Source organism: uncultured Chloroflexus sp. (genome assembly GCF_938091255.1).
Classification (GTDB): domain Bacteria; phylum Chloroflexota; class Chloroflexia; order Chloroflexales; family Chloroflexaceae; genus Chloroflexus.
On sequence record NZ_CALLJH010000046.1, the window covers coordinates 1 to 26,569 of the forward strand.

Here is a 26,569-nt window from a genome sequence, read left to right on the forward strand (position 1 = left end):
TGTGGGAGAGGGGGGCAAGGGGGGAGAGGGGACCATCCCCCTATAGCGGAGGGGCCGGGAGTGTCCTCGATAAAGGTAGAGGCGGGGTTAAAACCCGTCCCCCCTACGGTAATTCCAACCGTACCGGGCTGCCGTCAATCATCGGTCGCAACGGCGTCACCGAGACATAGCCGGCCAGTACTGCACCATCGTCGGTATCAAGTGCAAATTCGGGGATGCGCTCGCGGGCAAAGTGAAACGCGATCTGCGCCCGCTCGACGGGGCCGGGTGGGGTGAGGGCGATGTCAATGTAGTGGCCAAAGAAGAATTCTGACAGCCGGGTCTGGCGAAAGCCGCGCAGTTCGGATGGTGAAGCGACGTGGGGAACATTGACGTTGAGCACGATCGGCGCATGCCTGCGAATCTGTTCGAGTAGCGGTAAGAGGCGCTGGGCGGCATAAGCTGCCGTGTGCCACGGCATCGGTTCTGGGCCGCGATACTGTAGCGATACCGCCATGGCTGGTAGTCCCCACATTGCGCCGATCATCGCCGCGCCGACGGTGCCGCTGAGCATGACGTTGGTGCCGCTGTTGAGGCCGCGATTGATCCCCGAGACTACGGCGTCGATCGGCGGCAGCACGCCGCTCAGCATAGCGATCGTCACGCACGCAACCGGTGAGCCGTTGTGGGCAAAGGCGAGTATGCCATCAAATTCGGCAGGCGGGATAATGGCGCGCAGTTCGCGATTCGCTTGCGGCGGCAGCGCCATGCTCATCGCGCTCTGCTCTTCGGCAGGAGCAACGACGCTGACCTGCGCGCCGGCTGCTCGCATAGCCCCAGCTAGTGCCCAGAGACCGGGGCTGTCGATACCGTCATCGTTAGTGACTAAGATATGCATTCAGAGACTCCGCAATGCTCGTGATTGGTGGCGTCAAGCGGAGCGCTAGTCGGCTCGCGACAGCATTAGTGCCGGTGAAAATCCGTTTCGCTCCCCTGTTAAGGGAAGGCGGCGTGCAACCATACTGCCGCTTAGAGCTACGAACCATTGCCGACGGGCCAACGGCCTGCGCCTCAAGGCGGCAGCAAAGCATCGGTTGCCTAGACATCTTCGCACCAACGCTCTGCATCCGCGCACCGATGCATTCGGCCTGCCACCGCGCTCCGCTTTCAGCATATCACGACGCGGCTCCCTGAGCAATTGCCGTTTCGATGATGTCGAGCGTGACTTCTTTCAGGCCGCGTGCGCGGGCCGCTTGCTCGGCGGCGGCGCGCAGCGAACGACTGGCGCTGATACGGGCAAGGTAGGGCACCGCGTCAAGTGCCGCGTTCAGCCGGTCGGTTGCTTCCTTCGTCCACGGCATCGTCTCGGCTCCGCTCGGCTTGGGCGGGCCGCCGGCGGTTGGCGTCACTGTCTCGACCGGTAAGAAGTTGATTACCGTCTCATAGAAGCGGTTGACCAGCTCTTGCATGAGGTTGGCCGCCCCAGCATACCCCATAAACGGCGTACCGGTTGTACGGCGCACGACCGGGCCGGGGAAGGTGGCCGGAATGTAGTGCGTGCCACGCGCGTTAGCTTCAGCCAGATAAATCTTCTCGTTGATGCTGCCGAACACGAACGCCGGCGCTTTGGCATGCAGTCGCTTGCGGATTTCGATGTTGTCCGGCTCGTCGTCTCGACGCGGTCGGCCCGATACCCACGCGATCTTCATCCCTAGCTCATCGCCAAGGAAGCTACGCAACCCATCGGCATAGCTGCGCGCAGCTACAATAGCGCAATCCACTGTTGCAAACCAGTCGCTTTGCGGGCCACGCCACAGGTCCCACACCGGTTGCAGGGTGGTACGCTTCTCATGCGCGATGAACGCCTCGACTTGCGTCGGGTCGAGGCCGAGCAGTTGGCCGAGTTCGCGCAAGAAGGCAGTAGTGCCAAAGACGCCGAACGGTGCGAAGAGGTAGGGACGGCCCAACGCTTCGGCTAAGCCTTGGCCAAACTCGCGGTACATCACCACGTTGATCGCTGCTTCCGCCAGCTTGGGAGTAGTGGCGATACTGCCTTCGTAGGGGTAAACGAGATTAATCTCGGCGCCAATGCCAGTGATCAACCGCTTGAGTTCGAAGAGGTCGCTAGGCGCGTTGAAACATCCTAACGAAGGGCCGATGATATTGACCGTGCGCGGGCGGGGTTTGACATCCGCCGGCACAAATGGCTTGCCGTACTGTTCCCACGCAAACAGCAACGCCCGCTCGCGCCCCGTCCACTCATCCTGTTCGAGCGACTGGCTCCAGAAGAACCGCGCTTCAGGGTCGATCTGCGCTACCAGTTGGGCGTGATCGGCGCTAATCATCTCGCTCTCGGCGGTCGAAACCACCAGCAGCCGTTTGCCTTCCAGCATCCCCATCGTGCGCAGATCGTCAATCGTGCGGATCAGCGCTTTTGCCGTGCCGTTAATCACGTCCTCTTCGCGGATGGAGGTCGGTGTCAGATTCGCCATATGTGGGAGCGCGTCAGTATAATCGGTCACCGCCATCCCAAGCAGGTTGTAACAGCCGATTGGAGCGTCACAGACAATATGCACGTCGGGGAAGCAGCCGAACACCCATGACGCGCCCCAATAACTGCTGGTATCGGAAATATCGCGGATCAAGGTAATACTCATCGGTTCGCCTCCCGGCCCTCATCACCCTCGAAGAACGCCAGCATGCGGTCGTAGATCGGTTTGCGGTTGAGCAGGTCGCGCACAAAGCTGAGTGAAGCGACCATGCCACCAGCGAGAAAGAGCGGGCGCACACTGAGAATGTTGGTGTAGTAGACCGACGGAATGCCTTTCTCTTTGGCGTAGGCAGCCAGCGTGGTGGTGCCGATCACGAGATCGAACGACCAGCGCGCCATTGCCGCCTGATCGTCTTCGAGCGTCTTGCGATAGATCACCGCCTCGGTGCCGTGGGCCTTCAGCCACGCTTCATCGGCAGCGGTAAGGGCGCTGGGGCCAATGCTAGTGCTCACATAAGGTACGCGTGCGCCACCCTCGATCAGCAAGCGGGCATAGAGCATCTCGTTGCCCTCGTAGCCGGAAACGAGAATCGTCGCGCCTTGCAGCGGTTTGCTGGCCAAAAAGCCACGCGCGGCAGCTTCCTCTTCGGCGGCAACGCGCTCAACCGCGTCTTCATCAAGGTCGAGCGCCGCACCGATAGCGCGCAGCCATGCTGCACTGCCTTCAGCGCCGATCGGCGCGCCGCTGACTACGGCGACCCCCCGCTCGCGCAAGACGCCAATCGTCTCGCGGTAAAAGGGGTGGAGCGCCGCCACCACCGCTGCCCGCCCAGCCTGTTTAATCTCATCGACGTGCCGGCCGGGGAGCGTTGTCACCACCCGTCCGCCCATTTTGCGTAGGACACCATCGATCAACAACGGATCAGCCGGAAAGACCTCGCCGATCAGCGCTAGCGTCCCCGGCTCATGCTCGTCGCTAGTATCGACAAACCGCCGCATCACCGCCGCTAGCGCCACATCCTTTGCTTCGGGGTGGGAATGGATGGCGTAGGCCGGCACCCGCACCAAAATGACCGGTTTGCCGTTTACCTCTTGCGGCAGCAGCTCCTCGGCCAACCCGGCCGTTTCGGCTACGCAGAGCGAAATTACCGGGATAAACGACGTATTGGCCGCCGTCGCCGCTTCGGCAATCGCCGCGTTGGCCGCCTCTTGCACTTTACCGCTCGACAGCTCAGCCGTACCTAATGCCGGCGCGACAATACTCTTGCGCGCCGCGTAAAAGTGAGTGACAAACGTCAACCCATACAGGCAGCCGGTATCGGTCACCATTGCCGGCTGTGCGCCCTCGATCCGGGTAAGCACGCGCAACGCGCCAAAGGCAGGGCACATCGTCTGCGGATGGAGCTTACACGCGCCGCCGCGAAACGGTTCGGCGGGGGCCTCGGCGCCGGCCGGCGTCAGGGGAATGATCTCGGCCATAACAACTCCTCTGCCCGGACGCAGCCGCTCTGCTGCATGCCGGGATGATCAAGTAGGGACGCGAATAGTTGGTATTATACAACAATTTTCTTGCATAAGTGGTATGCGTGGAAATGAGAAACGGATTGGCGCGGATAGCCAAGCTGTCACATCCGTGTTCTATTCATCCATCGGCCACGGATCGGCGCTAAACTGGTCATGCACCTCTTGCAGTTGCACGTCAGCGTAGCTGGCGTAGAAGCTGCGCGTTACTTCGACGCTGCGATGGCGTAAGATTTGCGATACTTCGGCGAGCGCAACCCCCTCATTCAACAAATGATATCCGACAAAGTGGCGGAAGGTATGCGGGGTAACTTGACGTAACAATTCGGCCTCGTCAGCTTTGCCCTCCAACACCATTCGATCAGCCAGTGCATTGGCGGCACTGGTGACAATCCGCCAGCCGCTGATCCGCGATAGTCGTCCGCCACCGGTGCGCGGGTCGAGGGCGACAAACAGCGGTTCGCGGGCCGGCGGCCAGTTCCGTGCGGCAAGGTAGCGGTGCAGGGCTTGTTCGGCATGTTTGCGGATGAAGAGGGTGCCTTCTCGTCGGCCTTTGCCGCGCACAATTACTCGCGCCAAGATACGTCGGTCGCGTGCGACATCGCCGACATCGAGACTGAGCGCCTCGGAGATGCGCGCCCCACTGGAAAAGAGCAGGTGCAGTAGCGCAGCGTTGCGCAGGCGAGTCAGCATCTGCCGCTCACGCTCTTCGCCGGCAGACTTGTCATAAAAACGTACCAGCCGGCGCAGGTCGGGTGGCGTTGGCGCGACCGGGGTAGGCAGGCGCGGCAAGACGCGGCTCACTTCGGGGCGAGCCGCAGCGATCCGAAACGGGATCGCCCCTTGCGAGTCTGCCAGTGCCAGCAAGCCGAACAGCGGGCGCACGTAGGCATGCACCGTGCGCTCCGAGAGCCGTTCGCTTTGGCCACTGGCCCGCGCTGTCGCCGCTCGCTGCGAGAGGTCGTAGCTGCGTTTGCGCAGGGCGCGGGCGTATGCCACCAGATCGCCGATCTGCAAATCACCCAGCCGGTATTTCCCGTTGCGTTCGGCCCAGCGGGTGAAGATGCGCACCGCCGTCTCGTAGCTGGCGATGGTCTGGCGTGCATGGTGGCGTTGGCGCTCGCGGGTATCTTCATCGAGTTCGTCGTCATCATCGCCCTCGGCGAGTCCGGCGCTGGATAGCCGCGCCAGCCAGATTGCGCCGGCGATGGCGATCGGCGTGTCGGGCGTGAGTGGTTGTTCAGCCAGATCGGTCATAATGGTACAAGTAGCATAGCCGCAAGATGGAATTGCCACCAAAACACGAGAGTCACAAAGGTTTAGGGATATGAGTGGCGGGTGTGTGTTCGTAGCTGTTCCGTTTCCTCCACGGTAGCTTGGCATGTGGCCCTTACCCTAGCCCCTTCCTCAGCGGGGGAGGGGCGATGTGAGCATAGCCACAAAAAGACACGAGAATCACAAAGGCTTGAGCAGGATATATGTCTTTTGTGTCTCTTCGTGGCTATTCCTACAACACCCCCAGCGCTACTGCGCCAATAATCAGCACCCCAGCCAAAATCCGGTAATACCCAAACACGGTAAAGTTATGGGTCGCGATGTAGCGTAGCAACCAGCCGATGCATCCATATCCGACAATCATGGCCACCGTTGCGCCCAGCAACAATCGGCCCCAATCGGCAGTCTGAATCTGGTCAAGGCTGCCGATTAAATCAACCAACGTTGCTGCGCCAAGGGTTGGGATAGCAAGATAAAACGAAAACGCCGTCGCGGTGGGTCGGTCGAAGCCGGCCAGCAACCCGCCAACGATTGACGCGCCCGATCGCGAGACCCCCGGCACGAGCGCGAAGATTTGGGCAATACCAACTGTCAAGGCTCGCCGGTTCGAGACAGTGGCAAAATCAACAGCAGTGCTAGTGCGGCGCTTGGTGCTGCCCCGTTCGATCCAAAGAAAGATGATCCCGCCGCTGATCAACGCTGCCGCGATGACCAGTGGCGACTCGAACAGCACCGCTTTGATAAAATCGCGGGCTACAATGCCTACCGCCGCCGCCGGTACAAACGCGATGATCACACCGAGCCAAAGCTTGCGTGCCGTGGCGATCGTTTCCGGATCGCCGCGCCCGATCAGAGCGTTGGCTTGACCAAACAGATCGCGCCAATAAAAGAGCAACACCGAGCAGACGGTGCCAAACTGGATCGCGATCTCAAAGGTGCCGCCGATGCTGCCTTGATAGTTGAGCAATTGGCTGGTCAGCAAGAGGTGGGCAGTCGACGAGATCGGCAGCCACTCGGTGATGCCTTGCACAATCCCCAACACCACAATCTGCCACCAATCGGGGTTGACAGGTGCAGTGATGAGCAAGGCGAAGGCGAGCAAGACGGCAAACCCGATAAAGAGGCTGGAACGGGGTAGCGAGATTGATTGTGTTTGCATGATGGAATTCAAACCTTGTTGGCTACGTGACAGACCGCTCGATACCCGTGCGGGCAGGGCGTAACTTTCAATATGTGCGAGGGCGTCTGCCGCCGGATAGGATGCTCTACAATGGAGTGCGACAGTTGCATTGCCGCACTCCATCACATGGTTGCGCCCAGCGCAACCGTTTCAACGCAAATATTATGTCTCATTCAACACCATCTCAATTGACTCCGCCACTGCCGCAACGGTAGCGCGAATATCCGCCTCGCTATGCACCGCCGAGACAAACCCGCTCCGTCCGCGCATCAGATCCACACCGTTGAGGTGCAGCGCCATGCGTAACCGGCGCAAGAGTTGGGCATCGCCACCGCGTTTGAGCGTCGCCAATGGCAGATTGCGCGGGATGTCGCCGGGGGCAAGATCAGTGGCAGGATCGACAAATACGTGGAAGATCGACCCATCACCGAAGGCCGTCCACCCGCGCAGGCCCTTACTCGCAAAGAGTTCGTTGAGCATCTTGACAAGCAGTTCGCCGCGTTGAGCTGCGATTGCGCCGGGTTCACCGGTTGCGACAGCGCGCAACATCGCGATTCCTGCCGCCGCCGAGAGCGGGTTGGCATTGAACGTTCCCTGTTGGCGGATGCGCCCGCGGGGGCCATGCTCGTCGTGCGCCAGTAGGTCGAGCAATTCGGTCCTGCCAGCCAATGCGCCGCCGGGCAAGCCGCCGGCCACAATCTTAGCCAGACAGACCAGATCAGGAACAACGCCGGCCCGCGCGCAGGCTCCGCCGGGAGCGACGCGAAAGCCGGTCACAATTTCATCGGCGATCAGCAAGACGCCATGGCGTTGGGTTATCTCGCGCAGGCCGACTAAAAAATCGGTAGGCAACGGGATCGAGCCATACGATGCGCCGGTTGGTTCGAGGATCACCGCAGCGACATCATCGCGTGCAGCAAGGGTTGCTTCTACCTGATCAAGGTCGGTTGGTAAGATGATCAAACTCGCTAGTGTTTCAGGTAACACGCCGCGATTGGGGTCATCGGGATCAGCGCCGGGTGCGAGCGCGTCGTGCCAACCGTGAAAATGGCCGGTAAAGCGGATGAGTGTCATCCTGCCGGTTGCAGCACGGGCAATGCGGAGGGCGAGGGTTGTTGCCTCGCTGCCCGAAGCGGTAAATCGGATACGCTCCACTCCCGGAATAAGCTCGGCGATCAGATCGGCCCACTCTAGCTCGAGCCGGTGGCTGGCGCCAAGATGGGTTGAGACCGGCGCTTGCCGTTCGATGGCCTCGACAATCGCCGGGTGGCCGTGACCGAGCAAGAGCGCACCGTGGCCACACCAATAGTCGATCATCCGATTGTCATCCACATCCCACTTATACGGCCCGTTGGCGCGTTCCATGAAGAGAGGGAAGGGATCGGCGTAGCGGCCATCGTGAGTCGCGCCGCCGGGAAAGCGTTGCAAGGCGCGTTCGGCCAAGACAGCCGAGCCGGCAAATCGTTGGCGGTAGAGTTGTTCGAGTGACATACGCATTACATCCCTACGCTGAGGCGATAGATCAGTGCTGCCGGCAAGCCGTAGCTGCGCATCTGTTCTTGGGTGCGTTGCACATCGTAGGCTACCCGCTTAAAGGTAAGGATCTGCTTGTCGGTGTCGAAGATGGCGTATGCAGCGCGTGGATCGTGATCGCGTGGCTGGCCGACGCTGCCGGGATTGATGAAGTAGCGCGCATCGCTGGTGAGCGTGATTTGGCTATTCCCTTCCGGTATGATGCGCTCGCACCGATCTTCGCCGTTGGGGCAGCGAAAGGCAAACTGGACGTGTGAATGCCCAATGAAGCAGACCGGTTCGGTAAACCATTCGAGGTTGGCGAGCGCCTGTGATGGCATAAGCAGGTATTCCCAGATCGGTTCACGTGGGCTGCCGTGCGCAAGATAATAGCGATTGTTAACTGTATGGACTGGTTGGAGCGGCAACATCCATTCACGGTTTGCCGGTTTGAGTTGAGCGCCGTTCCAGAGATTAGCCCGCCGGGCATCGGGGTTAAAGTCGTTGAGACTAATCTTACCCAGACAGGCCAAATCGTGGTTGCCAGTTAAGATGACCGAGGCGTGTTGCTGCATCAATTCAATGCACTCATTCGGTGCCGGCCCGTAGCCGATCGTGTCGCCGAGACACCACAACCCGTCAAACGAACCGGCATCGGCTAGCACTGTTTCAAGTGCAACGATGTTGGAATGAATATCAGAGAGGATCAGAATCCGCATATCTTTACGTTTTGACGATGCTCGCAGCCAGATCGTATAATTGGCAGCGACCCGGTTATCAGGAGCGTCGCCGTTATGGTTGAACCGTCAGGACACTGCCCGTACCTTGGATTAAAACAGAATCAAGCGATCCGGTTTGCGTCGCCGACGCCAGAGCATCGCTGCTATGCGGCCGGGCAGGCGCAAGATATCCCTCAAATTGAACCTGACTATCAAGTTCGCTATTGCTTGTCGGCGTCCCATGTACGTTGCCCATTATACATGGGGATGCCATTACCTACAACGTCAACCCCGCTGGCGGCGACTGCTCCGGCTGGGGCAGCGCCGGCTGCGCTAGCGCCGGTCTCAGTTTCCCCGGCAAGTGGTCTGCGCGCATGGTTCGCTGATCTTGCGCCGCGCGATCGTGTGATCTACAGTGTGTTACTGGCGGTGTTACTGTTGGCCTTGTTTGGGTATGCGCTAGGCGGTCTTGCCTTTGTTGGCGCAATGCTCAATCCGACTGCAGCTCCGACTGCAACCGGCCCCACGCTAGCGCTGCCACCGACGGTGACCACGACGATGCCTTCACTGACAGCGACCGAGTTTGCCTCGCCTACGGCGACATTGTCGTCCACAGTGGCTGCTTCGCCAACCGCACCGCTGCTCCTTTCACCAACAGCGACGCCTTACGAATTGATCCCGGTGACGAATACGCCGACGATTCCGATTATTATTCCACCGCCGCCGGTGTTCTTCACGGCCACGCCGACGCTATCGCCAGAATTACCACCGATCGAGTTGCCGGCTGCCACGCCAGATATACCTCCGGCGGAGATACCAACGATGCTACCGACGGAAGTGCCGACGGAAGTGCCGACGCCTACGGCGACCCCGTAAGAAATAATAAATTCGGAGTGCGACAGTTCAACTGCCGCACTCCGCACTCAATGTGCCATGCCCTGCGCCTCTACTCTGCCGCCAGTGCAGTGGCTTGGGGGGCTGGTACGGTTCCCAACTGCTTCACCAACTGGTCGCCAAGGTACAACATTTGCTGCACAAAGGGATGTTTCGGCTGCTCAAGGATCAGTGGCATTCCTCGATTGACGGATGTCACCACCGGTTGGCCGCCGCTAGCGATGTGGAAGTTGATCTTGCGCCGCAAGACGCGCTCGATCTCGCCGACACCGATCCCAACGCCAGAGTTGGCCCGGTTTAAGACAATGCTGATAGCGTTGGGATTGATGCCTAACTGGTTCGCTAAGCCGAGGAACAGGCTGGTGTTCTTGAGCGGGCCAATTTCGGGCGTAATCACCAACAAGACGTGATCGGCCCGATCAAATACCGACAGCGTGCGATCGTCATAGCTGGTCTGGCAATCAACCACGACATAGTCGGCACTGACGGCGAGCAAATCAAGAATGCGAGTGATATGGTCAGGACTGACCAATTCCGCTTCTTCAGGGCGGGGTGGCGCCAGCAGCGCCTGCAAGCCGGAAGGATGGGCTAGCAGCACCTGATTGACCATTTCACGCTCGATCTCATCACCGCTGCGCACAATATCAACGATGCTGCGGGTTGGCGCAATATTGAGGTGAACGGCGATATCGCCGAAGGTGAGATCGGCATCGACGATGATGACGCGCTGGCGGGTGCGTAAGCGAATGGCAAGTGCCAACGATACCGCAATGGTGGTTTTGCCGACACCGCCTTTCGCGCCAAACACCGCGATAATGTTACCGCGCCGCAACGGTGCGCTCGGTGCTGCGCTCACAGTGCGGGCGAGCAAGTTTTTCACCCGGTAAACCAGCTCTGGCGGTTCAAACGGCTTGGCGAGATAATCGTTCGCTCCCGCTTCAAAGCCGGCGATCTTGGCGCTAATATCGCCTTGCGCCGTCAACATGAGTATCGGCAGCGTTTTGGTCAATGGATGCTGGCGCACCCGCTTGCAAAGGGTGTAGCCATCGATGCCGGGTAGCAGCACATCACAGATAAGGGCATCAGGCGGAGCTTTGTAAATCTGCTGCAAGGCCTCTTCACCACTAGCGGCCCGCCGCACCTCGTAACCGGCATTGCGCAACATCACCTCAAGCATCTCGGCGACAACATCGTCGTCATCAACAATGAGCAGGGTGGGCGGTTTCATAGCGCGTTCCTCTCGGATGCAGACAGACGGTCGAGCAGGGCTGGTAAAGCCCCCGCTGCAAGCGGGAGCAAAAGATAGTCATCAGTGCCGAAGGCGATGGTGGCAGCAGCGCGAGGTTCGGCAGCCGCCGGCGCAATCGTCACGATACGCGCCGCAGTAAAATGATCGCGCAGCGACATCAAGTGCGGGGTTCGTACACCCTCGATCTGCGTCATATCGACCAGAATCAAGTTGGGAGGAATGGGTGACTCATACGTGAGCGCATGTTCAACATTGTCGACCACATCGTACATAATGTTGTGTTCGGTCAGTGCTTGGCGCAGCAACCGGCGCTGAATGCCATTGGCGCTGATGATCAGCGCGCGCCAATTGAGTTGCTGCCCGGCAGGCGAGGGGACGATTGCGGCCATCGTGATTGCCGAAGGAGCTTCACTGCTGGTCATGTCAACCACCACCCGGTTGCGTCCGGCCCGTTTGGCTTGGTAAAGGGCGGCATCGGCGGCCTGCATGGCCCCGATCTGGCTGCGATGCTGCGGATAGCCGGCAATACCGGCGCTAAAGGTGACACCGAACACACCTGCCGGCCCGTAGTGGCGCAGGGCAGAAAAACTCTCGCGAATGCCGTCAATCAGCGTGCGCGCCTCAATCACCGAGGTATTGGGCAGGGCGATCAGAAATTCTTCACCGCCGTGCCGCCCGATCAGATCGCTCTTCCGTAACCGTTGGTGCAAGAGCCGGGCAAAGCTGCGCAACACCTGATCGCCGATGATATGGCCATAGCGGTCGTTCACGCGCTTGAAATGATCGATATCGATCATCACGATGGCCAGCGGTTGTTGTAACCGTTCGGCGCGGGCAAACTCGCGCGCCAATTCTTCCTCGACAGCCTGATGGTTGAGCAGGCCGGTCAGACTGTCGCGCAAGAGAAAACGCTGGATGTAGCGTGCCCTGCCGGCGCGAGCCGAAATGGCAGCGACCAGATCCTCTGGCGTAATGGGCTTTGCGAGAAAATCATCTGCCCCTAGCGAAAGGGCCGATTGCTGTTGGCTGCGGTTGGTTTCGGCTGACAGAAAAACGATCGGCATGCCAACGTAGCGATCTTGTTGGCGAATGACGCTAGCTAGCTCTTTGCCGCTGCAAATCGGCATGTACACGTCGAGAATGATCAAGTCGGGCTGGAAGGTCTGCAACTGGTCGAGCGTCTCGCGCGGGTCGGCAATGGCGCGCGCGTACATACCGGCAGTTTCCAGACTCTGGACGCAACGCTGACCAAAATCGGGGTCATCATCAACAATCAACACTCGCAACGGCGTGTTCTCTTCCACACCGGTCAGACGATCAAGCGCTTCGATTAACCGTCCGGCATCGACCGGCTTGGCAAAATAGGCATGCCCGCCGCTGCGCACGGCCGCCAATCGGGCGGTAAAGTCATCCCGTTGGGATATGTAAATGACCGGCACCGGCACTGTGCGCTCGCGCTGGATGGCGGCAATGGACTCGGTGCCGGCGAGATCGCCGCTGGGAAAGACGACATCCATCACAATCGCCGCTGGGTTGAGCGCGCGCACCAGTGTTGGCAATCCTTCGAGATCATTGACGAGATGGACATCGTAGTTGAAGAGCTGGAGTTGTTCACTCAAATTGATGGCAAAATCTTGATCGTCTTCTACCAAGATAATCGTATGTGGACGACCGTTCGGTTCGCGTGACGATGATGCGTAGGAGTGGAGGGCTAGTGGTTGGGGTAAGGTCGTCGATGGCGGCGGTGGCTCAGATGGTTGATCGGCGGGTGTTGGCGCTAGCACTGGCGGTGGTTTAGATGCCGATTCCGGCAAGACAGTTGTAACTTTCCCTTCCTTTACCATCCGCTGCAACAGCCTGACCTGCTGGGCCAAAGCGTGGTAAGCGGCGACATCGAGGGGCTGATCATGTTCGAGCCACTCTTTCAGGCCGATGTCAATCTCGCGGGCAACCGCACCCAAATCGGCAAAACCGAACATTGCTGCCGAGCCGGCCAGTTTATGGGCAAGTTGGCGGGCCTCCATCCCAACCGTCTTGTCCCACTGGCTCTGCTCGAGCTGGCGCCAAGCCGTTACAATCGCCTCGACCCGGTCGCCAATCTGCGAGGCGTAGCGCCGGCGCAATGCTTCAAACTGTTCAGCAGGATCGGGTTTCATAGGCTTTCATCCAGATTGCAGCCACTTGCGCTGATAATGTCATTGGATCAAATGGCTTCGAGATCACATCGGCTGCCCCAAGCGCCAAGTATTGCTCGACTTCGTGGCGCTGCACCCGCGCCGTCATAAAGATCACTGGCGTCTGTGCCAGCGCCGGCTTCTTCCGCAACTCGGCCAGCGTCGTCGGGCCGTCCATCCCCGGCATCATCACATCGAGCAGGATCAGATCAGGCGCAAATTGTTCAGCCACTGCCAATGCTTCAGCTCCTGAACTGCACATCTGCACAGTGTAGCCGCCAACCGCTTCTAAGGCCAGTTGGGCCACCATCTGAATATCAGGATCGTCTTCGACGAAGAGGATTTTCTGCAACGATGCCATACGCGGTTCTCCTTTACCTAGTCGATGTGGGCGATGTTGAGGCGGGAGCAGCCTGATCGAGCAGGCGCGTCACGGCGGTCAGGAGCTCGGCATTCGTCGTGCGTGATTTGACCAACGTAACGGCGACGCGATTGGCAATTTCCGGGTCGAGATCGCGCACAGAGAAGAGGATGACTTGCAGTGGCGGTTGCTGGCTCTCGATCAGTGGCAAGAGATCAATCCCGTTGCCGTCAGGCAAGTTCTGATCGAGAATAACCAGATCAAACGTTTGGGTACGTAACAAGTGCTGCGCTTCAGCGATGGTGGCTGCCTGTTGCACCTCGGCAATATCGGCTAATAACAACCGCACGACCGCAACCACATCACTGTCGTCCTCGATATGCAGCACTTGGGGCCGGCTCGCGCTGGCGCGCCGTGCTGCCCGGCGCAGCGCGGTGAGCAACCGTTGCTGATCGATCGGCTTTGGCAACCAGTCTATCACATCAACGCCTTCCCCGCCAATGGTTTGTTCTTCGTCGGCCCGCGCCGATACCACGACGATCGGTAGATTGCGCGTGCGCGCTTTGTTGCGCACTTCACGGATAAAGGTGCTGCCGTCTTCGTTCGGCCACATCAGATCAAGCGTCATTGCCCGGTAGTCGTGTTGTTGCAAGAGTTCGCGCGCTTTGGCCAATGTGTGGGCAACGTCGGTGGCATAGCCGGCTTGCTGCAACATCAGTGACAGCAGCGCAGCAATGTCGGGATCGTCTTCGCAGATCAAGATGCGCGGCGCATACTGAGGCGCTGCCGGCATCGGTAAAGAGGTGGTGTTTGCCCGATATTCGATCAAATCGACGTAGAAGGTTGTGCCCACGCCGGTTGCGGTGACGAAGCCAATCTGGCCGCCGTGCCGCTCAACAATGGCCCGGCTGATGCTCAGGCCAAGGCCGGTGCCGCCTTGTTGGCGCGTGTTTGATGAATCGGCCTGCGCGAATTTTTGGAAGATCCGATCACGAAACTCTACCGGAATCCCCGGCCCATGGTCGGTAACGGTAATCCGCACCCGTCCTTGTGGCTCGCGCCCGATCGCTACTTCCACCTTGCCCCCCGCTGGCGAGAATTTGACCGCGTTCGAGATCAGGTTGGTGATGACTTGCGTCATCCGGTCGGGATCGACGTACACCTGCACATTGGGCAAGGTAGCGGTCAACTCAATCTTGACATCGTATTGCTGGCCGAAGCCGCGATTGGCTTCAATCGTCTGCCGCACGAGTTCGTCAAGTACGACCGGTTGTAGCTGAAACACCATCTTGCCCGACTCGATCTTCTCGATGTCGAGAATGTCGTTGATCAGCCGCACTAGCCGCTCGCTATTTTTCAGCGCAATGTCGATCATAGCTGCGGCACGGGGCGGTAATTCGCCAGCCACTCCGCCAGCCAACAAGCCAAGCGAACCGCGGATTGAGGTCAGTGGCGTGCGCAATTCGTGCGAGACGACCGCGACAAACTCGTTCTTCATCCGCTCGACCGCCCGCCGTTCGGTGACGTCGCGGAAGAACCACACTCTGCCGTAGTAATCGCCTTCGGCACTGATCACCGGCGCGCTGTAACGCTCGAAGGTGCGGCCATCTTTCAGCTCGATCTCGGCTTTACTGGTCAGGTGCGGGTTGGCGTAAAGCTCCTCAATCTCGTTGCGCATCCGCTCCGGATCGCACACTTGGTCTAGCATGGCTTCCATACTGGCCGCGCAGATTGCCTGTTCGACGGGAATGTTATCGAGCTTCCACAGCTCGCAGAAACGCCGGTTAGCGTAGAGGCAGCGCCGTTCGGGTGACACGACTAGCACACCATCAGGTGAGGCTTCAGTTTGGCACTCGAGCAGCGTCTTCTGGAAGCGTAGCTCTTGTTCGGCTAAGCGGCGAGCCGTGATGTCGTGGAAACTGGCGACGGCGGCGTAGACTTGCCCATGCTCATCACACAGCGGCTGAGAGTTGATCGATATCCATGTCAATTCACCGGTTGGTTTTCGTATCCCCATGATGACATCGCTCTGCGGACGTCCGGTGGTGAGTGCAACCATGATTGGGTGTTCTTCACCGGGAAAGGGGCTGCCGTCTTCGTGAATCGCTTGCCAACGCGGATCGAAGCTGGTGCGGCCTACCAGTTGGTCGTGGGTCAGGCCAAGAATCCGTTCGGCGCTGGCGTTGCACGTCTCGATCACGCCAGTTTTATTCATGACCACGATCCCCTCGCTCATCGCAGTAATCACCGAGCGATAGCGGGTCTCGCTAGCACGTAGCTCTTCCTCGCTCTTCTTGCGCGCAGTGATGTCAAAGCGCACCGCGAGGTATCGTTCGGGCTGGCCATTTTCGCCGATAAACGGCACAATGGTTGTATCAACCCAGAAGAGGTGACCATCTTTGGCCCGGTTACAGATCTCGTTGCGCCAGATCTGGCCAGCTTTGATCGTGTTCCACAACTCGGCAAAGAACTCTGGCGGATGCACGCCCGATTTGAAGATGCGATGATCTCTCCCGATTAGCTCATCGGGCCGGTAGCCAGTGATCGCGCAGAATCGTTCGTTCACTTCGAGGATGTGCCCTTCGGGATCGGCAATCGACAGGATAGCTGATTGTTCGAGTGCATTCATCACGTCGCGGCTCTCTTTCAACGCCGCGCGCAGCATGCGCTCCATCTCTTTTTGATGAGTAATGTCTGACTCGATCGCGATAAAGTGCGTGAGTTTGTGCTGCTCGTCGTAGACCGGCGAGATGTCGAGTGCGAGCCAGTAGGGCCGGCCTTGCTTGGTGTAATTGACGATCTCGGCTTTGATTGACTCCCCGTTGCGTAGAGCTTGGCTGATCGCGGCTACCGTGGCCGGATCGGTCGCCGGTCCCTGCAAAAATTCGCCCGGTTTCCGCCCGCGCACTTCATCGAAAGTATAGCCGGAAATGCGGGTAAAGCCTTCGTTGACCCACTCTACTATGCCGGTGCGGTCGGTGATAATCACCGCGTTGTCGGTATAACGGGCGACTAGCGATAGCATGCGCAGTTGGTCGGCTTCGCGGCGAGCGCTGCGGGCAAAAGGGCGGATGACCAGCAGACCGCCAGCCGTCAAGAGGAAGAGAATCATCGCTAGCACACCAGCTTGTATGAGTGAAACCTGATCACGCAAGGCTTGACTTTGCATCAGCAAGAGACTGCTGGCTGCACTGAGATCGCTTTGCACCGTGATCAGGTTTGTTTGAATGGCGCGCAGATCGGGATTATCCCGGCTCAGTTGATCGGGTGGCGCTTCAACTAGGTTTTTGACATAAAACAAAAACCGCTCTAGGGCTGGTGTCATGTGGGTCAGATAGGCTATCGGTGCTTCTGCCAGCAACCGTTGGTGTGTTTGCTGTAATTCAGAGCTGAGGGTGCGCAGTTCGGCCCGGATCGAGGTGGCCTGCGAGGCATTGGCAAGGAGGGCTAGCTCGGTGGCGAGCAGCGCCGTTTGCTGGGCGCGGATCTGCTGGCGATAGGTGAGGTCAAGCACTGAATCGTATTGTGATAGCCGCAGCGAATTGATCGCGAGCAGCGAGTAACCGCCAACTGCCAGCAGGGCAATTAGTATGAGGCCAATGATATACGTGTGTGTTAGTCGCTGGATCGGTGAGATGCGCGGCATAGTTAAGCCTCTTCACGGAGGGCGGCAGGGAGGGTGAACCAGAAGGTTGCGCCCTTTCCGGGTGTAGACGAGACATCGATCACGCCACCATGAGCCATCACCACTTTACGAGCAATGGCAAGCCCAAGACCAGTGCTCTTTTCGCCGCTGGTGGGCTGGGCGGATAGCCGGCTAAACGCTTCAAACAGCCGGCTGCGTTCATCGGGGCTAATCCCCGGCCCTTGGTCGGATACCGCAAATTTCCACCAGTCGCCGTCGCGTTCGGCGCTCACCGTAATGGTACTGCCGGGAGGCGAGAATTTGACCGCGTTTGAGATCAGGTTGTCGAGCACTTGGCGAAGACGCAATGGATCGGCATACACCGTGCCATCAATCGACCTCGCCAGTTCGATGCGGGTTTGTTTGGGATTGGCTAATAACTGGTGGCGGTTGATCGTCTCTTCCAGCAATGGCTTGATCGCCACCGGTTCGGGTGAAATCGTCACCGTGCCATTCTCGATCTGGCTCAGATCAAGGAGATCGTTCAGCATTGCTAGCATGCGCTCGGTCTGGCGATAGATGTCATCGAGCATCCGCTGGCGCTCTTCCGGCGGGCGCTGCAATTCTTGGTTGCGCAGAATAGCGGTCATCATCTGGATAATCGCTACTGGGTTGCGCAAGTCGTGGGCTACCATGCCGAGCAGGTTGTTCTTGAGCGCCGATAAGCGGCGGAGTTCGGCGTTTTGCTTTTCGAGCAGCTCTTTTTGAGCCGCGAGTTGCGAGACGAGGTTGCCTTTTTCCACAATGACCGACAACTGCTCGGCAATCTGCATATAACGTTCGATATGCTCGTTGGTGTAGGTATTGGGTTTGGTGCTTGAAAAGAAGATAAAGCCGACCGGTACGCCGTTGGCGATCAGTGGGCAGGTCAGCGAAGAGCGAATCCCTTCGTTGACGATCAGGCGGGTTGATTCTGACTCGGGCTTGCGGCGCAAATACTGTACGAGGTCATTGATGATGCGTGGTTGACCAGTTTGTATGATCTTCTCAAGGCTGCTGCCGGCCATCGGTGCTGCGTAACCGCGTTTCAAATGGACTGCGGGTAAGCTGGTGCGAGCCCAACGCGCGCGCAACACCTTACCGCCGTCTTCGAGCAGGGCAAACCCAATCCGCTCATAAGGAATCACCTCGCGAAAGTCGTTATACACGCCGTCGAGGATTTCATCGAGCATGAGGCCGGCATTGATGCGGGTGGTAATGCGGTGTAGGGTCTCGATCTCGCGCTGGCGGCGGGCAAGACTAGCAGCCAGTTCGCGGAGCGAGGCTGCTAGCCGGCTGATCCGTTGGTCGTGACTCTGCACGGCCGGCACGTCAATCGTGAAGTCGCCATCGCGCAGGTGTTCGGCAATTTCGACGAGCCGTTCGATCTCATCGGCGGTGTGATCAGTGATTGATGGCATAGCGCGACTCCTCGAGCTGATGTGGCGACTCTTTGATGTATTATACGCCACTAATCTTTCCATAACATTTCTATTTAGCTACGGCGAGTTGCGACAATTGTGCTCATAACAGCTTAATTGGTACGTTTTTCGCTGCATCAATTTGTTACAATACCATCACGCAAGCACCCACCTTGCGCTGGTGATGCTATGAAGAATAAATCGCTTTCAGCCCAATACCTTGTTCGCTTCACCGGCGGTTATATCCTGCTCGCGACGATGTGGCTCTTGATCATGCATCTCTGGATGCGGCACGATCAAACGCTACTATCTTGGACGCGATTGCCGCTCGATATTGGCTTTATCGCCGCCAGCGCCTTGTTCGGTTATAGCCTTATTACCCAGCTTTGGCATCAAATCGACTTGCAACGCGGCCTGAGCCGTTTAGCCACCCGCTTGCATCAACTGTCCATCAATGCGCCGCCATCACCACTCTTCGAACAGGAAGTGTGCCGGTTGGCGGTCGAAGAGGTTGACTTACGCCTTGCATGGATCGGACTAGTTGATCCGGCAACGCAGCAGGTAGTGCCGGTCGCGCGCTGGGGGCCGGCCAGCGATTACGTGGATGTGGTGCAGATCCGGTTAGATGACGCCGAGCGGAGTTGCGGGCCGACCGGCACGAGTTTGCGGTTCGGCCAGCCAGTGGTCGCCGCCGATATTGCGACCGATCCGCGCATGAAACCTTGGCGTGACGCTGCCTTGCCGCGCGGGTTGCGATCGTCGGCGGCGTTGCCGTTGTATATTGATGGTCGGGTGATCGGAACGCTGAATCTGTACGCTGAACAGCCGGACTTTTTCAGTGAAACGGTGATCGATATTGGCATGCTATTGGCCGGCAACCTAGCCCACATTATCGAGTCACGTAAACGCGCAACTGAACGCGACGCGGCGCAAGCAGCATTTCAGCAGAGCGAAGCCCGTTTTCGCCGTCTGGCCGAACAAGCGCCGGATATTATCTTTCGCTATGCGCTCGCGCCGCAGTCGCAGCTTGATTTGGTTAATCCAGCAGTGCGCGACATTCTTGGGTATGAGCCGGAACAATTGCTCACGCAGATGCCAGCGGTTAGTGCATTCATTGATCAATCGCAGATCGAGCAGGCGAAACATCTGATCGCCCAAGGCCGCGGCCAGATCCAGCTATACACCCGCCGGAACGACGGGCGGTATGTTTGGCTTGATGTGCGCTTTGTGGTGGTTGATGGCGCCGTCGAAGGGATTGCACGCGATGTGACGGCGCAGGTCGAAGCGGCGGCCCGGCTGGCGCGTTATGAGTTGCTGAGCGCCTATACCCGCGATATTGTGCTGTTTATCCGGGCGAGCGATGGTCGAATTCTTGAAGCCAACGCTGCTGCCGAGCGCGTATATGGCTATAGCCGGGCTGAACTTTGCGCCCAGACGATCTATGACTTGTGCGCGCCTGAGACGCGCCAGATCGTGCGTGATCAGATGAATCAGGCCAATATGCAAGGCATTTTGTTTGAGACTTTGCATCTGCGTCGCGATGGCAGCGTGTTTCCGGTTGAGGTGAGTTCGATCGGCGCCGATATTGGCAACGAACGAGTGTTGTTGAGCGTGATCCGCGATATAAGCGAACGTAGAAAAGCCCAAGCTGAGCTCGATTTGCTGCGAACGGCGCTAAATGCGTCGGCGCAGGCGATAGTGATTACCGATACCAATGGCACCATCGAATGGGCAAACCCGGCGTTTACAACCTTGACCGGCTATTCGGTGGCCGAGATGCTTGGCCAGCATACCCGCTTATTGCGTTCAGGGCAGCAGGATCGGGCGTTTTACGCCGCAATGTGGGCGCAAATCCTGAGCGGTCAGTCATGGCGTGGCGAGTTGATCAATCGTCGCAAAGACGGTTCGCTGTACCATGAAGAGATGACGATTACGCCGGTCAAGCGCGATGGCGTAATCGAACATTTCATTGCCGTGAAGCAAGATATTTCCGAGCGGGTGCAACGCGAGCAGAAGCAGACGATTATAAACGCTTTAAACGAGGTCATGCGTGCGGCCCAAAACTGGGCCGAGTTGGCCTTGGTGTTGGTACAGCAGCTTCACACCATTACCCAAGCTGATGCGGTAGCCTTGTGGCGGCAGACGGACGAGACATGGCAGATCGAGCAAGTATTTGGCGATCCCTCACTGTTTACTGGCTTGGCTGATTGGTTGTCGCACTGGGAGCAGCAATGGATAGATTGTCCAGTGTGGCGCAAGCCGGCTCCTGCTGGGCTGGCACCTACTGGTGAAATTGTTGTTGTCTCGTTCCGTTGCTTTGATTGTGCGCATCATCATTGCCATGCGGTGGCAACATTGATCTGCGCTCGTTCGATTTCGGCATTCATCGTTGATCTCTTGGCTGCCGCTGCCGAACGGGTGGGTAATGCACTGCGCCGTATCGATCTCTTTGAACAGGTGCAACATGCCCATGATAAATTGCGGGCTGCGTATGATGCAACTATCGAGGGCTGGGCGCGCGCCCTTGATTTACGCGATCACGAGACCGAAGGCCATTCGCGTCGTGTCACCGAATTAACAGTGCGTATTGCTGAGCGGATGGGCTTTTCGGACGAAGAGATCGTGCATATCCGGTGGGGCGCATTGTTGCATGATATTGGCAAGATGGGCATTCCTGATGCAATTTTGAATAAGCCCGGCCCGCTCGACGAGCAGGAATGGGCGATTATGCGCACCCATCCCGCCTTAGCTGTTGAATTGTTGCGCCCAATCAATTTTCTTGCCCCCGCTCTTGCAATTCCATGGTGCCACCACGAGAAATGGGACGGTACCGGCTATCCGCGCGGCTTGCGCGGCGAGGAGATACCGTTGGCAGCTCGCATCTTTGCTGTCGTTGATGTTTATGATGCGCTGACCAGTAATCGGCCATATCGGGCGGCATGGCCGCCGGAATGCGCGCTGGCCTATATTCGCGAACAGGCGGGCCGCCATTTCGATCCGCAAGTGGTTGAAGTGTTTTTAGCACTCTATGCTGAGAATGGTTATACGTGGGACGGGTTTATCAGCGAGGAATTAAACTATGCTTGATCGCTGTAGTACTGATGTGACGCTCGGCAAAGAGGAATATCAGCAGACTGCTCCCGAATTGCAGGCGCGACTCTTTGATCTTGAGCAGATGTTGCTTGATGCCCGCATCCCGACCATCTTCGTGTTTGAAGGCTGGGCCGGTACCGCTAAAGCGCGTACAATCGCCACCTTGACCCGCCGTCTCGATCCGCGTGGCTTTCGTGTCCACTCGATTACACCGCCGCGCACCTACGAGCAACAGTATCCGTGGTTGTACCGTTTCTGGCTGAAGGTGCCAAGCTACGGCCAGATGACCTTCTTTGATCGTTCGTGGTATCGCGAGTTACTGGCCGCCTACACGACCAACGGCGACCGCGATCAGTGGCGCACCCGCTGCGAAGATGCGGCAATCTTCGAGCGCCAATTGGCTGATGATGGCGCGCTCATTCTTAAATTTTGGCTGCACATTACCAAGAAACAGCAGTCACGCCGGTTTGCCAAGCTATTGACTGATCCGCTCAATGCGTGGCGGGTGACGGAAGAGGATCGCTGGCAGAACCGGCACTACCAGCGGGTCTACCGCGCCGTTGAAGAGATGCTGGCTCGCACCGATACCGCCTTTGCGCCGTGGCACATTGTTCCGGCGGCTGATAAACGCTATGCCCGCTTGACCGTGCTGCAAGTTATTGTGGGAGCCTTGGAAAGCCGGTTGGGTATTACCGCCGCCAATCGCGGTGCCAGTATTGATGATAGTGGTGTAGGGTTGCGACGCTATAATGTGGCGATCCGGATGCCAGCGATAGGCGCGGCTGATGGCAAACCGGCAGCCGTGGTTTCTATGCCTGTTGCCACAGCGAATCACCAGCTCGAACCGGCTCCAACGCCAGTTGTTACCACTCCTGCTGCGCCACTGCTGCGCGCTGCTGGGCCGTTGCGGCGGGTCGATCTGAGTTTGCGCCTTGATGATGATGTGTATCACCGCGAGTTGAAACAGTTGCAGGCCAAACTGTATCTGCTCGGTTTGCAAGTCTACCATCAGAAACGGCCAGTCGTGTTCGTGTTCGAAGGCTGGGATGCCGCCGGCAAAGGTGGTGCTATCCAACGCCTAACCGCCGAACTCGATCCACGGGCATATACTGTCCATGCAATTGCCGCGCCGGCTGGCGATGACAAAGCACGCCACTACCTCTACCGTTTTTGGCGTCGATTACCGCCCCGCGGCCAGTTCGCCGTCTTTGATCGTTCGTGGTATGGGAGGGTGCTGGTCGAACGAGTCGAAGGCTTTGCCCGGCCCGATGAGTGGCGGCGCGCCTATGCCGAGATTAACCAGTTCGAGCGCCAATTGGTTGATTTCGGCGCAATTATTGCTAAGTTCTGGCTGCACATTAGTCCCGAAGAGCAGTTGCGCCGCTTTACCGAGCGCCAAAATGTGCCGTATAAGGCATGGAAATTGACCGATGAAGACTGGCGCAACCGTGAAAAGTGGCCGCTCTATCTCGAAGCAGCCGATGAGATGCTATTGCGCACCAGCACGCCGTTTGCGCCGTGGACGATCGTTGAGGCGGAAGATAAGAAGTATGCTCGGATTAAGGTGTTGCGCACTGCGCTCAATGTGCTTGAGGCTGAGTTGGGGCCGGTGAAATTGGAGTAGCATACGATGTTTGTCTATCGGTGGGTGCGTTGGAGTATGGCCATCATAGCGGGGTTGCTGGTCGCGATCGGGTTAGAGCTGGCGCTTGGCCCCGGTGGTGGCGGCATAGGTGTGGCCGTGAGCTTGATCGGCGGCGGGGTGATTGCCCATTGGCGCCAACGGAAGGCTGTCTCGTGCCGGATCGATGGTCCGCGTCTACGCCCGTTGCAAGTCAGCGCGTTTGGCTTGATGGGCCTAGGCGTGCAATGGTATCAATTGCATGGTAGCGGTGCGGTTGCTACCCTCAGCGCGTTCTGGCCGGCGTTCGGCGCATCGTGGCTGCCGTTGGCGCTGGTGGTTGCTGGTGTGGGTTGGTTGGCGTTTCTGAGCGTCGGTAGCGATTGCCGCGATGAGCAGTTGCTGGCCGCTATGGGCGAACGCGCGTTGATGGAGGCAGCACCATCCCCTTCCCCTTCTCCCCAACAGGGAGAGGGCTAGGGTGAGGGGCAAAGTTCCCCGAATCGCCGGGCGGAATACATTCCGCCCATCTCCCCTCCCCGGGTGGGGGAGGGGCCGGGGGTGAGGGGACATCTCCTCGTCCAACGGCTCGACGGGGGTGGAATCCATAGCACCCTCCTAGCACCACCCGCCCTGAATGTAGGGCGGAATACATTCCGCCCATCTCCCCTCCCCGGGTGGGGGGACACCTTTCGCCTCACATGAGGTACAATAGCCGTATAAGCCGCGTTTAATTGTACCGATATGTCTATGAACACACTCTGGCATACTCTGGTGGCTCAGGCCGAACGCCAGCCTGATCGCGTCTTCCTCCGCTTTGCCGATCAGCAGTGGTGCTACGCCGAGGCAGCCGAACTGGCCCGGCGCGCCGCCGGTGTCTTGGCCGATCTCGGTGTACGCTCCGGTGATCGGGTGGCGCTAATGCTTGGCAATACGCCCGATTATCTCTGGGCATGGTTTGGTTGTGCATGCCTTGGGGCGGTGACAGTGCCGATCAACATTCACCTCAAAGGCGATGTGTTGCATTACATTCTCGAACATGCTGGCGTAAAGGTGTTGGTGATCGAGCAGTCGTTGCTTGAACGTATCACGGCGTTGCACGAACAACTGCCCGAACTGCGCCATCTGCTAGTGCGAGGTACTGTCACCGCACCGGATTGTTTCGCATGGCACACAATGCTCGCCGCAGCGCGGCATGCCGATCCCACCCCCGGCCATGCCACTGATCTACACAGCATTCTCTACACCTCTGGTACCACCGGCCCGCCCAAGGGGGTCATGCTCAACCATCACGCCTATCTCCACTCGGCAGCGCTCTTTGCTGATGTGATGATTGGGGCGACGGCGGATGATGTTTTCGGTACTAGTCTGCCGCTCTTTCATATCAATGCGCAGGCCCATACCGTGTTGCCGGCGATCTATCGCGGCACAACCATCGCGCTGCTCGAACAATTCAGCGCCTCACGTTATTGGCGGCAATTGGCCGATTTGGGGGCGACCATCTGCAATCTGCTAGCCGCGATGATCCCGATCTTGATGAAACAGCCGCCCTCTCCCGATGACCTCGCCCACCGGGTGCGCATAGCGGCCTGCGCAGCAACCCCACCCGATCTGTGGCGTGCGTTTGAAGAGCGGTTTGGTTTGACGATCATCGAAGGTTATGGTCTGACCGAGACTGCCGGCTTTTGCGTCGCTAACCCACGCGATGCGGTGCGGGTAGGAACCTTCGGCGTTGCTATGCCGGGATTTGAATTGGCGATCGTTGGCCCCGATGACACCCCGCTCCCGCCCGGCGTCCCCGGTGAGATTGCGATTCGCCCGCAGCGCGAGAACCTCATTATGATGGGGTATTACCGGCAGCCTGAGCAGACGGCGACGGCAATGCGCGGCGGCTGGTTCCATACCGGCGATCTTGGCCAGCTCGATGAGGCGGGTTACGCAATCTTCATCGACCGGATCAAGCAGTCAATCCGGCGGAGAGGCGAGAATATTTCCTCGTGGGAAGTTGAGCGAGCAGTCAATACGCATCCCGCCGTGCTTGAGAGCGCCGCAGTTGGTGTGCCGAGCGAATTGGGTGAGGAAGAGGTTAAGGTGGTGGTGGTGCTACGCCCCGGCGCGACGCTCGATCCGCTCGAGTTGGTGCGCTGGTGCGAAGAACGGCTGGCCTATTTTGCTGTGCCGCGCTACATCGAATTCCGCGACAGCTTACCCAAAACGGCTACCGAGCGGGTTGAGAAGTACAAACTTAAAGCTGAGGGGGTTGGTAACGCATGGGATCGCGAAGCCGCTGGCTACCGGATCAAGCGATCGCGGTGAGATAGGGTGCGGGCAGGTTGGAAACCCGCCCGTACCAGACCCGCCCTATATCCCTACGGCCAACGCCCGCTCGATCAGTCCTGCCGCCGGTTGTTCGCGCAAGCCAACCTCGACGATCTGATTGGCAATTGCCAGCGCCGCCACACCTGCCTCACCGCTGATAGCCGGCTCGGTGCCGTTTCGCACTGCTGCGCAGAAGCTGCGCAGCTCTTCATACAGCGGTTCGCGTCGCGGCACCTTCAGCCGGATACTACGTCCCTCACTGACTCCAATCAACGCCAATTCCGGCCACGCCCGCCCTTGGCACGAATCGTTCTCGTAGAAGGTCAGGTCTTGGGTAAGGTAGTTGGCGACGAACATCCCCCGCTCGCCGATGACGCTCAGTTCGCGGATTTTGGTTGGCGTCAGCCAGTTAATGTCGAGCACACCGATCATACCATTTTCAAACCGCAGCAGCGCCGAGAGCATGTCTTCATGGCTCTGATGTAAGTGGCGGTGCAACTCGACATGCATCCGCATGATCGGCGAGCCGATCAGGTAGTTGAGAATATCGATCTCGTGCGTTGCGAGATCAACCACGACGCCGACATCCATAATCCGGGCTGGAAAGGGGCCGACTCGGCGTGACATAATCTGGAACAGATTGCCTAACTCGTGGTTGTTCAATTGCTCTTTCAGCGCGATGATCGCCGGGTTAAATCGCTCGATGTGGCCAACGGTGAGGATCACGCCTTGCCGCTGCGCTGCCTCGATCAGCATCCAACCCTGCTCGACGGTCGCAGCAATCGGTTTCTCAATCAGCACATGCACACCATGACTAATCACTGCGCTCGCCACCGCAAAGTGGTATTTGGTTGGCACCACTACTGACACGAGATCGAGATCTTCGCTACTCAACATATCGTGGTAATCGGTGTACACGTGACAGCGGTAGATGCTGGCCAGACTGTTCGCAGCGGCGATATTGGTGTCGCAGACCGCTACCAGTTCGACCCCCGGTAGGCTCGCGTAGACGCGCGCATGGTTGCGCCCCATGCTGCCGACTCCGATCACCGCTGCCCGTAGTGTCCGTTGTTCCATTGCTCCCCTCCCCGTCCTA

Annotated in this window: 18 protein-coding genes; 5 read left to right on the top strand and 13 right to left on the bottom strand. The window is 58.6% G+C overall.

Annotated elements, in window-relative coordinates; genetic code table 11:
- Window positions 1–103: 103 nt before the first annotated feature.
- The 7 genes from surE to Q1A00_RS15135 form a co-directional block, all read right to left on the bottom strand.
- Window positions 104–877 (bottom strand): 5'/3'-nucleotidase SurE, encoded by a 774-nt coding sequence (gene surE / locus Q1A00_RS15105; RefSeq protein ID WP_299757595.1) that lies wholly within the window; start codon window positions 875–877, stop codon window positions 104–106.
- Window positions 878–1,154: 277 nt separating this feature from the next.
- Entirely contained in the window at window positions 1,155–2,636 is a 1,482-nt protein-coding gene (bchZ, locus tag Q1A00_RS15110; protein ID WP_298407327.1) for a chlorophyllide a reductase subunit Z, read from the bottom strand.
- Window positions 2,633–3,949 (bottom strand): chlorophyllide a reductase subunit Y, encoded by a 1,317-nt coding sequence (gene bchY / locus Q1A00_RS15115; RefSeq protein ID WP_298407330.1) that lies wholly within the window; start codon window positions 3,947–3,949, stop codon window positions 2,633–2,635. The genes bchZ and bchY overlap by 4 nt, the downstream gene beginning before the upstream one ends.
- Window positions 3,950–4,108: 159 nt before the next feature.
- Window positions 4,109–5,287 carry a tyrosine-type recombinase/integrase gene (locus tag Q1A00_RS15120; protein WP_298407333.1) on the bottom strand — a complete coding sequence of 393 codons (1,179 nt, stop codon included), beginning with the start codon at window positions 5,285–5,287 and terminating at the stop codon, window positions 4,109–4,111.
- A gap of 211 nt (window positions 5,288–5,498) precedes the next feature.
- Window positions 5,499–6,425, bottom strand: a complete 927-nt coding sequence (locus tag Q1A00_RS15125; protein ID WP_299757600.1) for an undecaprenyl-diphosphate phosphatase — start codon at window positions 6,423–6,425, stop codon at window positions 5,499–5,501.
- A gap of 183 nt (window positions 6,426–6,608) precedes the next feature.
- Window positions 6,609–7,937 carry an aminotransferase class III-fold pyridoxal phosphate-dependent enzyme gene (locus Q1A00_RS15130; protein ID WP_298407339.1) on the bottom strand — a complete coding sequence of 443 codons (1,329 nt, stop codon included), beginning with the start codon at window positions 7,935–7,937 and terminating at the stop codon, window positions 6,609–6,611.
- Window positions 7,938–7,942: 5 nt separating this feature from the next.
- Window positions 7,943–8,677 carry a metallophosphoesterase family protein gene (locus tag Q1A00_RS15135; protein ID WP_298407342.1) on the bottom strand — a complete coding sequence of 245 codons (735 nt, stop codon included), beginning with the start codon at window positions 8,675–8,677 and terminating at the stop codon, window positions 7,943–7,945.
- Between the two features lie 75 nt (window positions 8,678–8,752).
- On the opposite strand from Q1A00_RS15135, the gene Q1A00_RS15140 reads away from it, so the two are divergent.
- Window positions 8,753–9,553, top strand: coding sequence for a hypothetical protein (locus Q1A00_RS15140; RefSeq protein ID WP_298490473.1), 801 nt, complete (start codon window positions 8,753–8,755; stop codon window positions 9,551–9,553).
- A 70-nt stretch (window positions 9,554–9,623) separates the two neighbouring features.
- Here Q1A00_RS15140 and Q1A00_RS15145 read toward each other — a convergent pair whose 3' ends face one another.
- Genes Q1A00_RS15145 through Q1A00_RS15165 form a run of 5 tightly spaced genes read right to left on the bottom strand, consistent with a single transcriptional unit; the run spans window position 9,624 to window position 18,440 of the window.
- Window positions 9,624–10,799 carry a response regulator gene (locus Q1A00_RS15145; RefSeq protein ID WP_298403691.1) on the bottom strand — a complete coding sequence of 392 codons (1,176 nt, stop codon included), beginning with the start codon at window positions 10,797–10,799 and terminating at the stop codon, window positions 9,624–9,626.
- Window positions 10,796–12,976: a response regulator gene (locus Q1A00_RS15150; RefSeq protein ID WP_299757606.1), complete on the bottom strand. Its 2,181-nt coding sequence runs from the start codon at window positions 12,974–12,976 to the stop codon at window positions 10,796–10,798. Before Q1A00_RS15150 ends, Q1A00_RS15145 begins: the two co-directional genes overlap by 4 nt.
- Window positions 12,957–13,355: a response regulator gene (locus Q1A00_RS15155; RefSeq protein WP_298403696.1), complete on the bottom strand. Its 399-nt coding sequence runs from the start codon at window positions 13,353–13,355 to the stop codon at window positions 12,957–12,959. Before Q1A00_RS15155 ends, Q1A00_RS15150 begins: the two co-directional genes overlap by 20 nt.
- Before the next feature lie 13 nt (window positions 13,356–13,368).
- Window positions 13,369–17,001 carry a PAS domain S-box protein gene (locus tag Q1A00_RS15160; protein ID WP_299757609.1) on the bottom strand — a complete coding sequence of 1,211 codons (3,633 nt, stop codon included), beginning with the start codon at window positions 16,999–17,001 and terminating at the stop codon, window positions 13,369–13,371.
- Between the two features lie 2 nt (window positions 17,002–17,003).
- The gene (locus Q1A00_RS15165) at window positions 17,004–18,440 is read right to left on the bottom strand and encodes a GAF domain-containing sensor histidine kinase (protein WP_298403702.1); all 1,437 of its coding nucleotides are present in this window, start codon (window positions 18,438–18,440) and stop codon (window positions 17,004–17,006) included.
- Between the two features lie 189 nt (window positions 18,441–18,629).
- Here Q1A00_RS15165 and Q1A00_RS15170 point away from each other — a divergent pair, with 189 nt between their 5' ends.
- The 4 genes from Q1A00_RS15170 (at window position 18,630) to Q1A00_RS15185 (ending at window position 25,470) form a co-directional block, all read left to right on the top strand.
- Window positions 18,630–21,527, top strand: a complete 2,898-nt coding sequence (locus Q1A00_RS15170) for a PAS domain S-box protein (protein ID WP_299757612.1) — start codon at window positions 18,630–18,632, stop codon at window positions 21,525–21,527.
- Window positions 21,520–23,157: a hypothetical protein gene (locus Q1A00_RS15175; protein WP_298483242.1), complete on the top strand. Its 1,638-nt coding sequence runs from the start codon at window positions 21,520–21,522 to the stop codon at window positions 23,155–23,157. Before Q1A00_RS15170 ends, Q1A00_RS15175 begins: the two co-directional genes overlap by 8 nt.
- A 6-nt stretch (window positions 23,158–23,163) precedes the next feature.
- Window positions 23,164–23,634, top strand: a complete 471-nt coding sequence (locus tag Q1A00_RS15180) for a hypothetical protein (protein WP_298403711.1) — start codon at window positions 23,164–23,166, stop codon at window positions 23,632–23,634.
- A gap of 270 nt (window positions 23,635–23,904) precedes the next feature.
- Entirely contained in the window at window positions 23,905–25,470 is a 1,566-nt protein-coding gene (locus tag Q1A00_RS15185; RefSeq protein ID WP_298403714.1) for an ATP-dependent acyl-CoA ligase, read from the top strand.
- Between the two features lie 45 nt (window positions 25,471–25,515).
- Here Q1A00_RS15185 and Q1A00_RS15190 read toward each other — a convergent pair whose 3' ends face one another.
- On the bottom strand, window positions 25,516–26,550 hold the full coding sequence (locus Q1A00_RS15190) for a Gfo/Idh/MocA family oxidoreductase (protein ID WP_298403717.1): 1,035 nt from the start codon (window positions 26,548–26,550) through the stop codon (window positions 25,516–25,518).
- Window positions 26,551–26,569 lie beyond the last annotated feature (19 nt).

Coding starts and splice junctions, on each gene's coding strand:
- surE (WP_299757595.1), bottom strand. CDS start 877: ATGCATATCTTAGTCACTAACGATGACGGTATCGACAGCCCCGGTCTC.
- bchZ (WP_298407327.1), bottom strand. CDS start 2,636: ATGAGTATTACCTTGATCCGCGATATTTCCGATACCAGCAGTTATTGG.
- bchY (WP_298407330.1), bottom strand. CDS start 3,949: ATGGCCGAGATCATTCCCCTGACGCCGGCCGGCGCCGAGGCCCCCGCC.
- Q1A00_RS15125 (WP_299757600.1), bottom strand. CDS start 6,425: ATGCAAACACAATCAATCTCGCTACCCCGTTCCAGCCTCTTTATCGGG.
- Q1A00_RS15130 (WP_298407339.1), bottom strand. CDS start 7,937: ATGTCACTCGAACAACTCTACCGCCAACGATTTGCCGGCTCGGCTGTC.
- Q1A00_RS15135 (WP_298407342.1), bottom strand. CDS start 8,677: ATGCGGATTCTGATCCTCTCTGATATTCATTCCAACATCGTTGCACTT.
- Q1A00_RS15140 (WP_298490473.1), top strand. CDS start 8,753: ATGGTTGAACCGTCAGGACACTGCCCGTACCTTGGATTAAAACAGAAT.
- Q1A00_RS15145 (WP_298403691.1), bottom strand. CDS start 10,799: ATGAAACCGCCCACCCTGCTCATTGTTGATGACGACGATGTTGTCGCC.
- Q1A00_RS15150 (WP_299757606.1), bottom strand. CDS start 12,976: ATGAAACCCGATCCTGCTGAACAGTTTGAAGCATTGCGCCGGCGCTAC.
- Q1A00_RS15155 (WP_298403696.1), bottom strand. CDS start 13,355: ATGGCATCGTTGCAGAAAATCCTCTTCGTCGAAGACGATCCTGATATT.
- Q1A00_RS15160 (WP_299757609.1), bottom strand. CDS start 17,001: ATGCCGCGCATCTCACCGATCCAGCGACTAACACACACGTATATCATT.
- Q1A00_RS15165 (WP_298403702.1), bottom strand. CDS start 18,440: ATGCCATCAATCACTGATCACACCGCCGATGAGATCGAACGGCTCGTC.
- Q1A00_RS15170 (WP_299757612.1), top strand. CDS start 18,630: ATGAAGAATAAATCGCTTTCAGCCCAATACCTTGTTCGCTTCACCGGC.
- Q1A00_RS15175 (WP_298483242.1), top strand. CDS start 21,520: ATGCTTGATCGCTGTAGTACTGATGTGACGCTCGGCAAAGAGGAATAT.
- Q1A00_RS15180 (WP_298403711.1), top strand. CDS start 23,164: ATGTTTGTCTATCGGTGGGTGCGTTGGAGTATGGCCATCATAGCGGGG.
- Q1A00_RS15185 (WP_298403714.1), top strand. CDS start 23,905: ATGAACACACTCTGGCATACTCTGGTGGCTCAGGCCGAACGCCAGCCT.
- Q1A00_RS15190 (WP_298403717.1), bottom strand. CDS start 26,550: ATGGAACAACGGACACTACGGGCAGCGGTGATCGGAGTCGGCAGCATG.